Genomic DNA, 11,850 nt, shown 5'->3' on the forward strand with positions numbered 1-11,850 from the left:
CTGATTTTTACTAAACAAACAAATTGCAAGGAATCTCATATACAACAAGGCTCTACTGGTTTTCTCCAATCCGATCTACGCGTTTGGTCCGGCTTTTTTACTATACAATCGCCCAAAGCATGCGAACCGGTCAGGCGCAATAAACATCGCGTGGGCCGAAAGAACAGCCGAAAACAGGCGGAGACAGAGAACACCACGATGGCCACAACCATTCGCGATGTCGCGCGTGCGGCAAGCGTCTCGATCGGGACGGTGTCGCGCGCGCTCAAGAATCAACCGGGCTTGTCCGAAGCGACGCGCGTGCGCGTCGTCGAAGTCGCGCAGCAGCTCGGCTATGACTCGGGACAGTTGCGCACGCGCATTCGTCGCGTGACCTTTCTGCTGCATCGGCAGCACAACAATTTCGCCGTCAGCCCTTTTTTCTCGCACGTGCTGAACGGCTTCGAAGAAGCGTGTCGCGAGCGGCGGCTCGTGCCGTCGGTGCTCACGGCTGGCCCGACGCAGGATCTCGCGCAGCAGATGCGCCTGCACGCGCCCGACGCCATCGCGGTGGCGGGCTTCGTCGAGCCGGAACTGCTCGCGCATCTGCATTCGCTCGCGCGGCCTACCGTGCTCATCGATTTGCGCGCGCCGGGCTTTCGCTCGGTCAATATCGACAACGTGAAAGGTGCGTCGCTCGCCATGCAGCATCTTTTCGCGCAAGGACGGCGGCGTATCGCGTTCATCGGCGGATCGCTCGCGCATTACAGCATCGCGCAGCGCGCGCTCGGCTATCGCAAGGCGTATTTCGATGCCGGGCAGCTTTTCGATCCGACACTCGAAATCGTCACTCAGCCGGGCCTGCCCGCCGATCTCGCCGCCGCCGACGCGATGGAGCGCCTGATCGCCGACGCCCGCGCGCAATCCAGTCCCCTGCCCGACGCGGTTTTCGCCTATAACGATGCAGCGGCCCTCGCCGCGATGCGTGTCTGTCTTGCGCACGGGCTGCGCGTGCCGGATGACGTCGCGTTCGTCGGTTTCGACGACATTCCGGCCGCCGCGCAAAGCACGCCGCCGCTCTCGACCGTGACCGTCGACAAGGAAGCGCTCGGGCGCCGCGGCGTCGAGTTGCTGTTGGAAGATCAATCGAGCCCGCCGAGCCAGGCCGACACGCTCGTCGCCGTCAATTTCGTTCCTCGCGCGAGCTCGGGCACGAAACAGGACATCAGCACGCCATGAACATGACCGCCTCACCTGCCGTCGCGCAAGCAGTGCCAGCAGAACGCGCGATCGACTTCCGCAGCCGCGACTTCCTGCTCTCGCACGTGCGCGACACGCTCGCGTTCTACGCGCCCAACGCACGCGACCCGTCCGGCGGCTTCTTTCATTTCTTCAAGGACGACGGCAGCGTCTACGATCGCACGACACGCCACCTCGTCAGCAGCACGCGCTTCGTCTTCAATTACGCGATGGCATACCGCCATTTCGGCGACGCGAGCTATCAAGACGACGCACGCCACGCTTTCAAATTCCTGCGCGATGCGCACTGGGACGCCGCCAACGAAGGCTACGACTGGGAAGTCGAGTGGCGCGACGGGCAGAAGCGCACGCTCGACGGCACGCGCCATTGCTACGGCACGGCGTTCGTGCTGCTCGCATGCGCGCACGCGGCGATGGCGGGCATCGACGAAGCAAAGCCGATGATCGACGAAACGTTCGCGCTCATGGAGCGGCGTTTCTGGGACGCCGACGCCGGCCTCTACGCCGACGAGGCCACGCCCGACTGGCAGCTTTCGGACTATCGCGGCCAGAACGCGAACATGCACGCGACCGAGGCGCTGCTCGCCGCGTACGAGGCGACCGGCCACGTCATCTATCTGGATCGCGCGGAAAAGATCGCGGGCAATATCACGCTGCGTCAGGCAAGGCTGTCGAACGGGCTCGTCTGGGAGCACTTTCACCGCGACTGGTCCGTGGACTGGCACTACAACGAATCGGACAGCTCGAACATCTTCCGTCCGTGGGGCTTCCAGCCGGGTCATCAGATCGAATGGGCGAAGCTTCTGCTGATTCTCGAGCGGCATCGCGCGCTGCCGTGGCTCGCGCCGCGCGCCGTGGAACTGTTCGATGCCGGCTTCAATCGCGCGTGGGACAGCCGTCACGGCGGCCTCTATTACGGCTTCGGCCCGGACGACACCATCTGCGACCACGACAAATATTTCTGGGTGCAGGCGGAAAGTTTCGCGGCGGCGGCGCTGCTCGGCGCGCGCACGGGCCGCGAGCGTTTCTGGGACTGCTACGACGAACTGTGGCGCTATAGCTGGGCGCATTTCGTCGATCACGAATACGGCGCGTGGTATCGCATTCTCACGTGCGACAACCGCAAGTACGGCGACGAGAAAAGTCCCGCCGGCAAGACCGACTATCACACGATGGGCGCGTGCTACGAAGTGCTGAACGCGCTCGGCCCGAACTCGACTCAACGGTGACCCGAATGGCTAGCGAGCAAACCACCTTCCCGCAATTCGTCTCGGCAGGCGACATCCTCACCGACATGATCCGCACCGACGTGTCGAGCTGGCTTTCGCGTCCGGGTGGCGCGGGCTGGAACGTCGCGCGCGCGGTCGCACGGCTCGGGCTGCCGACGGCCTGCGCCGGCTCGCTCGGCACGGACAATTTCTCCGACGACCTGTGGGAAGCGAGCGCCTCGGCGGGGCTCGACATGCGCTTCATGCAGCGCGTCGAACGTCCGCCGCTGCTCGCGATCGTCCACAAGACGCAGCCGCCGACGTACTACTTCATGGGCGAGAACGGCGCGGATCTGGCGTTCGATCCGTCGCGGCTGCCGCAAGGATGGATGGAGCGCGTGAAGTGGGCGCATTTCGGCTGCATCAGCCTCGTGCGCCAGCCGCTCGGCGCGACGCTCGCCGCGCTTGCCCGCCAACTGCGCGAGCACGGCGTGAAGATCAGCTTCGATCCCAACTATCGCAATCTGATGGAGCACGGCTACGAGCCGATCCTGCGCAACATGGCGAGCCTCGCCGATCTCATCAAGGTATCGGACGAGGATCTGCACATGCTCTTCAAGGGCATGCCCGAAGCGGACGCGCTCTCGAAAATCCGTTCGATGAATCCGCAAGCCACGGTGCTCGTCACGCGCGGGTCGGGCCAGGCGACGCTCTACGCCGGCGACCAGCAATACAGCGCGCGCCCGCCGAGCGTCGAAGTGGCGGACACGGTCGGCGCCGGCGATGCGTCCATCGGCGGATTGCTCTATAGCCTGATGGCGCGCCACGGCGACTGGCCCGATCACCTGAAGTTCGCGCTCGCGGCAGGCGCGGCGGCGTGCCGTCATTCGGGCGCGCATTCGCCTTCGCTGGAAGAGGTCGAAGATCTGTTGACGTGATCTGAAAAGCGCGTCGCACGCGTTACATATCAGCGTGCTAGCATGGGTTCGTCCTTGCCTGGAGGCGAATCCACATGGAAGACACCACCTACACGAAAGGCATGTATACCGCGACGATCGGTGTACGCACCGTCGACGGCGGCAAGTTCCAGGGCCTCGTCTCGCTCGCCCGCGACGACGGCGAGGATACCGATGCGACGCTCTACGAAGTGGAAGCCGAATCGGGCAACGAAGAAGAAGCGCTCAACGAAGCGCGCGCGCTAGCGCACCGCATACTCGGGGAAATCGAACTGTAGCCAGGCGGCCTTGGCGGCGCGTGGCGCTGGAGCTTCGCGGCGCCTCCCGGCTGCATCGGAGGACATATGCCGGAACAGATCTTCCTATACGGCGTCTACGCCATCCACGTGAGGGCGGTCGAGCTGCAAGGCTCGCGCTGGGACGCGGAATACGAGATCCGTCATCACGACAAGGCCGTTCAGCCGTGGACGACCGTCGGCGGCGATGACGGTCTCGCCGACAAAGCCGAAGCCGTCGAGCTAGCGCATCAGCGCGCCGTCTCCGATATCGAAGCCGGCGCGGGCATTCCGAAACCACGCGCGTTTCCCTAATTTTCGTTCGACGGATGCACGAGACCCACGTGCGTATTCAACGCGAGCCGATCGGCCTCGCGATGATCGATCGCTGACGCGCGTTCGTAGCCTTCACGCGCGAGCGAGCGCTCGACGTAATCGAAGAGCACACCCTCCGGTTCGAGCAGTTTCGCGATGAACGCGATCCGCAGCGTGCTCGCCGCGAGAATATCGGCGGCGGTGAACTGTTCGCCGAGCAGCCACGGCCCTTCTTCCAGCGCGTTCTCGATAGCTTGCTCGACGCGCGTCAGATCGCCCCAGCCGAAACTCACCGTGTTGCCCGGCGCGCCGGTCATGCGCTCGGCCATCGCGGGTTCGAGACACGAGCCGGTGAAAAACATCCACTGAAGAAAGCGGCCGCGCGAAGGGTCGTGCAACGGCACGCCGAGCGCGGTTTCCGGATAGCGATCCGCGAGATAGAGAAGCACCGCGCCCGATTCGGCCACGCGCACGCTGCCGTCTTCCAGCGCGGGGAGCTTCGACATCGGATTGACGCGGCAGAAATTCGGATCGTTCTGCGCCCCCGCCCGAATGTTCACGAACTCGAGCTGATACGGCACACGCATTTCTTCGAGCATCCACAGCGCGCGGAAGGCGCGCGTCTTCGGCCAGTAGAAGAGCTTCATCGGCGTCGTTTTCGTTGTCTTTCGATGCGTTCAGGTTAGCCCCAAAACCCCGCGAATCGCGCGGCGCACGGCATCGGGTTTACGCGTAAGCAAAACGGATCGAGAAAAATTCCTCCCGCTAATCTCGAAAATGAGGCCATTGCTTCTCGATGTGCGCGGAATCGCGACGAGTGCGCAAAAACATTCTGCATTTGTCGGCAAAGAATGTCGCATTGCCCCGCATCTCAAAAAAAGACTCTGGAGATTTCATGAACGCGCGCGTCCCCGCCGATGCATTTTTTCCTCCCGCGCTGTCGGACTATCAGCTCAGCGACAACCTGAGCGCCACCAAAGGCCGAATCTTCCTCACCGGCACGCAGGCGCTGGTGCGCCTCGTCCTGATGCAGCGCGAACGCGATCGCGCCGCCAATCTGAACACCGCCGGTTTCGTGAGCGGTTATCGCGGCTCGCCGCTCGGCATGGTCGATCAGCAGTTGTGGAAGGCGAAGAAACTGCTCGCTTCGCACGATGTGCGCTTTCTGCCCGCGATCAACGAGGAACTCGGCGGCACCGCCGTGCTCGGCACGCAGCGCGTGGAATCGGATGAGGAACGCACCGTCGATGGCGTGTTCGCGATGTGGTACGGCAAGGGCCCGGGCGTCGATCGTGCGGGCGATGCGCTCAAGCACGGCAACGCGTACGGCTCGTCGCCGCACGGTGGCGTGCTGGTGGTAGCGGGCGACGACCACGGCTGCGTGTCGTCGTCGATGCCGCATCAGAGCGACCAGACGATGATCTCGTGGCACATGCCGGTGGTGAATCCGTCGAACGTCGCGGACATGCTGGAGTTCGGTCTCTACGGCTGGGCGCTGTCGCGTTTCTCGGGCGCGTGGATCGGCTTCAAGGCGATTTCGGAGACGGTCGAATCCGGCTCGACCGTCGATCTCGACGCGATCCGCACCGACTGGCAAGCGCCCGCCGATTTCACGCCGCCGCCGGGCGGCCTGCACAACCGCTGGCCCGACCTGCCGAGCCTGACGATCGAAGCGCGCCTCGCCGCGAAGATCGACGCCGTGCGTCACTTCGCCCGCGCGAACAGCATCGACAAGTGGATCGCGCCGAGCCCGCGCGCGAACGTCGGCATCGTGACGTGCGGCAAGGCGCATCTCGATCTGATGGAAGCGCTGCGCCGTCTCGAACTCACCATCGACGATCTCGACGCCGCCGGCGTGCGCATCTACAAGGTCGGGCTGTCGTATCCGCTCGAAACGACGCGGCTGGAAACGTTCGTCGAAGGTTTGAGCGAAGTGCTCGTGATCGAAGAGAAAGGACCGGTCATCGAGCAGCAGATCAAGGATCACCTGTACAACCGCGTCGAAGGCGCGCGACCGATCGTGATCGGCAAGAACGCGCGCGACGGCGCGCAGCTTCTTTCCGCGCTCGGCGAATTGCGTCCGTCGCGCGTGCTGCCGGTTTTCGCCGAATGGCTCGCGCGTCACAAGCCCGCGCTGGATCGCCGCGACAAGGTCGTCGATCTCGTCGCGCCGAACATCCTCTCGAATGTCGCCGATTCTGTTAAGCGCACGCCCTACTTCTGCTCGGGCTGCCCGCACAACACATCGACGAAAGTGCCGGAAGGGTCGGTCGCGCAGGCGGGCATCGGCTGTCACTTCATGGCCTCGTGGATGGAACGCGACACCACCGGCCTGATCCAGATGGGCGGCGAAGGCGTCGACTGGGCGTCGCATTCGATGTTCACGAAAACGCCGCACGTCTTCCAGAATCTCGGCGACGGCACCTACTTCCATTCGGGCATTCTCGCGATTCGTCAGGCCGTGGCCGCGAAGGCGAACATCACGTACAAGATTCTCTATAACGACGCCGTCGCGATGACGGGCGGCCAGCCTGTCGACGGCAGCATTTCGGTGCCGCAGATTGCGCGGCAGGTGGAAGCGGAAGGCATCGCGCTGTTGGTCGTCGTGAGCGACGAGCCCGAGAAATATCAAGGCCACGAAGATCAGTTTCCGCGCGGCACGACGTTTCATCACCGCGGCGAACTGGACGACGTGCAACGCCGCCTGCGCGACACGCCGGGCGTCACTGTGCTCATCTACGATCAGACCTGCGCAGCCGAAAAGCGCCGTCGCCGGAAAAAAGGCGAGTTTCCCGATCCGGACAAGCGCCTCTTCATCAACGAAGCCGTGTGCGAAGGCTGCGGCGATTGCGGCGTGCAGTCGAATTGCCTTTCCGTCGAGCCGGTCGAAACGGAGTTGGGCCGCAAGCGGCGCATCGATCAGTCGTCGTGCAACAAGGACTATTCGTGCGTGAACGGCTTCTGCCCGAGCTTCGTCACGGTCGAAGGCGCGAAGCTGAAAAAGGCCGAAGGCCATGCGTTCGACCCCGCCGAACTCGCGCGCCGCGTCGATGCGCTGCCGCAACCGGCCGGCCTTCTCGACCAGGCGCCGTACGACATTCTCGTGACGGGCGTCGGCGGCACGGGCGTCGTGACGGTCGGCGCGCTCATCAGCATGGCGGCGCATCTGGAAGGCAAGAGCGCGTCGGTGCTCGATTTCATGGGCTTCGCGCAGAAAGGCGGCTCGGTGCTGTCGTTCGTGCGCTTCGCCGCGACGGACGCGCTGCTCAATCAGGTGCGCATCGACACGCAACAGGCGGACTTGCTGCTCGCGTGCGACATGGTCGTCGGCGCGAGTCCGGAAGCGTTGCAGACGGTGCGGCACGATCGCACGAAGATCGTCGTGAACACGCACGCGATCCCGAACGCGAGCTTCGTGCAGAACCCCGAAGCGAATCTGCACGCGGATGCGCTCCTCGACAAGATGCGTCACGCCGCCGGCCCCGGCGCGCACGACGCGATGCGCAGTTGCGATGCGCAAGCGCTCGCGCAGCGTTTTCTCGGCGATACGATCGGCGCGAACATCCTGATGCTCGGCTTCGCGTGGCAGCTCGGACTCGTGCCGCTGTCGCTCGCGGCGCTGATGCGCGCGATCGAGCTTAACAATGTCGCGGTCGCGGCGAACAGGCTGGCGTTCTCGATCGGCCGTCTCGCGGCGGCGGACATGGCCGCGCTCGAAGCGCTGACCGCGCAGGTGCTGGCGAAGCGCGTCGTGATGGACCGGATGTCGTTGCCCGAGCTGATCCGCGATCGCGAGGAACGTCTGCTGGCTTATGGCGGTTCGAAGTATGTCGCGCGTTATCGCAAGCTGGTGAACAAGGCGGCGGGCAACGAAGCCGTCGCGCGCGCCATCGCGATCTCGTTCTACAAGCTGCTCGCGGTGAAGGACGAATACGAAGTCGCGCGCCTCTATGCGGACCCGGCGTTCCGCGCCGCGCTCGGCGCGCAGTTCGACGGCACGGCGGGCGAAAGTTATACCGTGAAGTTCAACCTCGCGCCGCCGGCGCTATCGCATGGCGCGCCGAAGAAGAAGGTGTTCGGCCAGTGGATGTGGCCGGTGCTCGGCGGACTCGCGAAAATTCGCGCGTTGCGCGGCACGGCGCTCGATGTCTTCGGCAAGACGCTCGAACGCCGCATGGAACGTCAGCTCGCCGATGACTTCGAGATCACGATGACGCGCGCCCTCGGCAAGCTCGACGCAGCCAGCGCGGGCGACATCAAAGCCCTCGCCGCCCTTTTCGAGCGCGTGCGCGGCTATGGTCACGTGAAGCTCGCGAACGTCGCGATGGTCAAGCGCAGCGAACGCGACATCGCGGCGCGTATCGGCATCGAAGCGGCGACAGGCGATGCCGTGCGCGTCTCCATCGACACGATGAAGGGGGCGTCGTCGCTCAAGGGCATTCCGGTCGTCGTGGCGAAGTAATTATTCGATGTCGTCGTCGGGCAACCAGTCGACGTCGCCGCACAACACGCAGCGCTTGCCTTGCGAGCGCGTCTCCACCGAGAGCGTGATGCACGGCATCGCCTCGTTGATCGACAGATACGGCTTCGTCACATGCACGCGCTCGGGATCGCCGAGCGCCGCCCGGAAGTACGGGCGGCGCAGCCAGTTCGCGCCCTGCGCGTCGATGAGCGGCAGAAAGCGCGCCTCGTGCGCGGCGCGATCCGCGCGCAGCACGACGTTGCGGCCCGCCTGCTTGCCGTTCTGATCGAGCAGGAAGCAGCGCGCGGCGTTGTCGAGCGCGAGGAAGTTCCAACACACTTCTTCGAGCGGCTCGCCCGCCGCGAGCCGCTCGGCGGCGCGCTCGAACGCGCGGATATACGGCTGGAGGCGCGTCGCGACACGCCGCTGGCGCGCTTCGGTCTGCAAGCGGTAACGCTCGGTCAGCTCACCGATCACGGTCTGCGCGTGCGCGCTGTCCGCGAGCCCCGGATGCGGCCGCGCGAAGAAAAATCCCTGCACGAAGTCCGCGCCGCTCGCGAGCGCGAGTTGCGCTTCGTGCTCGGTCTCGACGCCCTCGATCAACACGAGCTTGCCCGCCTCGTGCAGCAGCGACACGATGCCCGACAACACCGCCTCCATGTTCCGCCGCTGCTTGAGCGAGCGCGCCGATAGCGGCGCATGCACGTTGTGGCCGGCGTGCGAGAGCATCACGCGATCAAGTTTGACGATGTCCGGATCGAGCTGCCAGATACGCTCGATGTTCGTGTGCCCGGCGCCGAAATCGTCGAGCGCGATGAGAAAGCCGTGATCGCGGAACTGCTGCACCGCGAGCGCGAGCCGCTCGACATCTTCCGCGCTCTGTTCGAGCACTTCGAGCACGACGCGACGCGGCTCGATATTGAGGCGCTTGAGATTCGCGAGCAGCGCCGCCGCGTGATACGGCTCGATCAGCGCGCCGGGATGCACGTTGAGAAAGAGCCATTCGGTCTGCGCGCCGAGCATCTTGAAGTTCTCGAGATGCAGCGCCTGTGCGAGCCGGTCGATCAGCAATGCTTCGCCGACGCGCGATGCCTGCCCGAACACATCGAGCGGCGACACCGGCCGGTCGAGCGCATCGTGCGCGCGCAACAGGCCCTCGTAGCCGACCGCGCGCATGTGCGACAGACTGAACACCGGCTGGAAGACGCTCGATAGCGTCAACTCGCCATGCTCGACCGAATAGCGGTCGAAGCCCGATGTCACGCCGAGCTCGAAGCTCCGCGCGGAAACCGTCGCTTTTTCGGGGTTTGCGATCACCATGCCGATCCTCTCGCCTCCATATCCCGGCGATGCGCGGTCGACCTGCGCCTGCCTTGCGTCATCCGTGCCACCGGGCCCGCGCCGGGCCCGTCCCATACCGTTGTCATAAGAACAGCCCTCGATGTCTCGTCGGGAGTCTCAGAGTCCCGTGGCTTTCGTTAAAGCAAGCTCCATGCGCAGTGCGCGGGTCGATTCGTCGATGGTTTGCCCGCTCCATGCACCGCCAACAGGCGATTTCCTGTGCACGCGCACCGTCGCGGTGCGAAAACCGAAGGCCACTGTCGCTGCCCATATCGCCTGCAGAGGCTAAACTTTCGGCTCATCGAATCAATGCTAGACGCCGCGTGCGCCGGCCGCTCGCGCGCGTCGTGCAGTAGCGCACACATGGAAATCGTCTTTACCGTCCTCATTCTTCTGCTGGTCGTGGCGCTGTCGGGATTCGGCCTGAGCCTGCTTCCGATCAAGCTGCCGCTGCCGCTCATCCAGATCGCGCTCGGCGCGTGCCTCGCGTGGCCGGGCTTCGCGCTGCACGTCACGTTCGATCCCGAGCTTTTCATGCTGCTCTTCATTCCGCCGCTGCTGTTCGCGGACGGCTGGCGCATTCCGAAGCGCGAGCTCTACATGCAGCGGCGCGCGATCCTGATGCTCGCGCTCGGCCTCGTGTTCATCACCGTCGGCCTGCTCGGCTACTTCCTGCACGCGATGATTCCGACGATGCCGCTGCCCATCGCGTTCGCGCTCGCCGCCGTGCTCTCGCCGACCGATGCCGTCGCGCTGACCGGCATCGCCGGACGCAACCGGATTCCGGCGAACCTGATGCATATTCTCGAAGGCGAGGCGCTGATGAACGACGCGTCGGGCCTCGTCGCGCTGAAGTTCGCAATCGCGGCCGCGCTGACGGGCGTGTTCTCGCTGCGCGACGCGACGATCAGTTTTTTCATCATCGCGGCGGGCGGGATCGCGATCGGCGCGGCGATCAGTTGGGCGCTGACCGAAATTCCGTCGCGTCTCCTGAAGTTTTCCGAGGACGACGACCCGGCCGCCGGCGTGATTCTCACGCTCCTGATCCCGTTCGCGGCGTATGTCATGGCCGAGCATGTGGGCTGCTCGGGCATTCTGGCGGCGGTGTCGGCCGGCATGATGATGAACATCCAGAGCCTGCGCGAAGGCATTCCGAGCGCGGTGCGCGTGCGCATGACGAGCACCTGGACGATGATCGAGTTTGTCTTCAACGGCATGGTGTTCATCCTGCTCGGGCTGCAGTTTCCGCACATCCTCGGGCAGGCGCTGATCGAGGCGCATCACGACAGCGACGCGCAAGTGGGCCTCCTGATCGGCTATGTGCTCGCGACGCTGGTCGCGCTTTATTCGCTGCGATTCGTCTGGGTGTATTCGCTGCGCTGGGTCGCGGCGCGCAAGACCGCGAAACGCGGCATCGACAGCGCCGCGCCCGGTTTTCGCACGCTCGCGCTGACGACGATTGGCGGCGTGCGCGGCGCCGTGACGCTCGCGGGCGTGCTGTCGCTGCCCGTGACGCTCGAGGGGCGCGATCTGGCCATTTTCATCGCATCGGCGGTGATTCTGGTGTCGCTGCTCATCGCTGTCGTGGGCTTGCCGCTGATGCTGCGCGGCATCGAGCGTGAGAAGAATCCGCACGCGGCGGAGGAACGCATGGCGCGCCGCCGCGCGGCGCAGGCGGCGATCCGCGCGATCGACGATACGCACGACGAGCTCATCGAGCAGATGGATGAAGCCGGGTCCGCGCGCTGCGCCGATTCGACCGCGCGCGTGATGGGCATGTATCGCAGACGGCTGGAATCGCTCGGCGACGAAGAAGCGCCGCGCGTGGCGGCGAAGAAGAGCGAACTGGTGGAGACGCGGCTCAAGATGGCGGCGCTGAGGGCCGAGCGCGCGGAATTGTTGCGACTGCGTTCCCTGCAGGAGATCAACGACGAGACGCTGAACAAGCTGATGCGGGAAGTCGATCTGTCGGAGACGGCGATCGTGAATCGCAAGCGAGGGACGGGCGCGTGACGCGCGTGCAAATGCCGGACGCATCGGTTGACGATGCGTCC

The 11,850-nt window shown here is 64.8% G+C and carries 9 protein-coding genes; 7 read left to right on the plus strand and 2 right to left on the minus strand.

The genetic code is table 11. The annotated features are described in order from the left end of the window. The first annotated feature begins 198 nt into the window (after nt 1-198). From ACEN42_RS15035 to ACEN42_RS15055, 5 genes are all read left to right on the plus strand, one after another. A complete protein-coding gene (locus ACEN42_RS15035; protein ID WP_035497401.1) occupies nt 199-1,218 on the plus strand; it encodes a LacI family DNA-binding transcriptional regulator in 1,020 nt (339 codons plus the stop codon). After that, entirely contained in the window at nt 1,215-2,468 is a 1,254-nt protein-coding gene (locus ACEN42_RS15040; protein WP_371880339.1) for an AGE family epimerase/isomerase, read from the plus strand. The genes ACEN42_RS15035 and ACEN42_RS15040 overlap by 4 nt, the downstream gene beginning before the upstream one ends. Before the next feature lie 5 nt (nt 2,469-2,473). After that, the gene (locus tag ACEN42_RS15045) at nt 2,474-3,385 is read left to right on the plus strand and encodes a carbohydrate kinase (protein WP_187608767.1); all 912 of its coding nucleotides are present in this window, start codon (nt 2,474-2,476) and stop codon (nt 3,383-3,385) included. Nucleotides 3,386-3,459: 74 nt separating this feature from the next. Continuing rightward, on the plus strand, nt 3,460-3,681 hold the full coding sequence (locus ACEN42_RS15050) for a hypothetical protein (RefSeq protein ID WP_371880340.1): 222 nt from the start codon (nt 3,460-3,462) through the stop codon (nt 3,679-3,681). A gap of 66 nt (nt 3,682-3,747) precedes the next feature. After that, a complete protein-coding gene (locus tag ACEN42_RS15055; RefSeq protein WP_035497396.1) occupies nt 3,748-3,993 on the plus strand; it encodes a hypothetical protein in 246 nt (81 codons plus the stop codon). Here ACEN42_RS15055 and ACEN42_RS15060 read toward each other — a convergent pair. Next, nucleotides 3,990-4,640 (minus strand): glutathione S-transferase family protein, encoded by a 651-nt coding sequence (locus ACEN42_RS15060; RefSeq protein WP_371880341.1) that lies wholly within the window; start codon nt 4,638-4,640, stop codon nt 3,990-3,992. The two genes, ACEN42_RS15055 and ACEN42_RS15060, sit on opposite strands and share 4 nt — an antisense overlap. Nucleotides 4,641-4,888: 248 nt before the next feature. Between ACEN42_RS15060 and ACEN42_RS15065 the strand changes: the two genes are divergently transcribed. Beyond that, complete coding sequence (locus ACEN42_RS15065; protein ID WP_371880342.1) at nt 4,889-8,455, plus strand: indolepyruvate ferredoxin oxidoreductase family protein; 3,567 nt, start codon at nt 4,889-4,891, stop codon at nt 8,453-8,455. Here ACEN42_RS15065 and ACEN42_RS15070 read toward each other — a convergent pair whose 3' ends face one another. Continuing rightward, nucleotides 8,456-9,775: an EAL domain-containing protein gene (locus ACEN42_RS15070; RefSeq protein WP_371880343.1), complete on the minus strand. Its 1,320-nt coding sequence runs from the start codon at nt 9,773-9,775 to the stop codon at nt 8,456-8,458. It abuts the gene before it with no gap. A gap of 384 nt (nt 9,776-10,159) precedes the next feature. Here ACEN42_RS15070 and ACEN42_RS15075 point away from each other — a divergent pair, with 384 nt between their 5' ends. Further along, complete coding sequence (locus ACEN42_RS15075) at nt 10,160-11,809, plus strand: Na+/H+ antiporter (RefSeq protein ID WP_371880344.1); 1,650 nt, start codon at nt 10,160-10,162, stop codon at nt 11,807-11,809. Nucleotides 11,810-11,850: the final 41 nt, after the last annotated feature.

The organism is Caballeronia sp. S22 (assembly GCF_964261745.1).
GTDB classification, from domain to species: domain Bacteria; phylum Pseudomonadota; class Gammaproteobacteria; order Burkholderiales; family Burkholderiaceae; genus Caballeronia; species Caballeronia jiangsuensis.

What these genes read in the sequence shown, in the direction of transcription:
- ACEN42_RS15035 (WP_035497401.1), top strand. Translation starts at nt 199, where the DNA reads ATGGCCACAACCATTCGCGATGTCGCGCGTGCGGCAAGCGTCTCGATC.
- ACEN42_RS15040 (WP_371880339.1), top strand. Translation starts at nt 1,215, where the DNA reads ATGAACATGACCGCCTCACCTGCCGTCGCGCAAGCAGTGCCAGCAGAA.
- ACEN42_RS15045 (WP_187608767.1), top strand. Translation starts at nt 2,474, where the DNA reads ATGGCTAGCGAGCAAACCACCTTCCCGCAATTCGTCTCGGCAGGCGAC.
- ACEN42_RS15050 (WP_371880340.1), top strand. Translation starts at nt 3,460, where the DNA reads ATGGAAGACACCACCTACACGAAAGGCATGTATACCGCGACGATCGGT.
- ACEN42_RS15055 (WP_035497396.1), top strand. Translation starts at nt 3,748, where the DNA reads ATGCCGGAACAGATCTTCCTATACGGCGTCTACGCCATCCACGTGAGG.
- ACEN42_RS15060 (WP_371880341.1), bottom strand. Translation starts at nt 4,640, where the DNA reads ATGAAGCTCTTCTACTGGCCGAAGACGCGCGCCTTCCGCGCGCTGTGG.
- ACEN42_RS15065 (WP_371880342.1), top strand. Translation starts at nt 4,889, where the DNA reads ATGAACGCGCGCGTCCCCGCCGATGCATTTTTTCCTCCCGCGCTGTCG.
- ACEN42_RS15070 (WP_371880343.1), bottom strand. Translation starts at nt 9,775, where the DNA reads ATGGTGATCGCAAACCCCGAAAAAGCGACGGTTTCCGCGCGGAGCTTC.
- ACEN42_RS15075 (WP_371880344.1), top strand. Translation starts at nt 10,160, where the DNA reads ATGGAAATCGTCTTTACCGTCCTCATTCTTCTGCTGGTCGTGGCGCTG.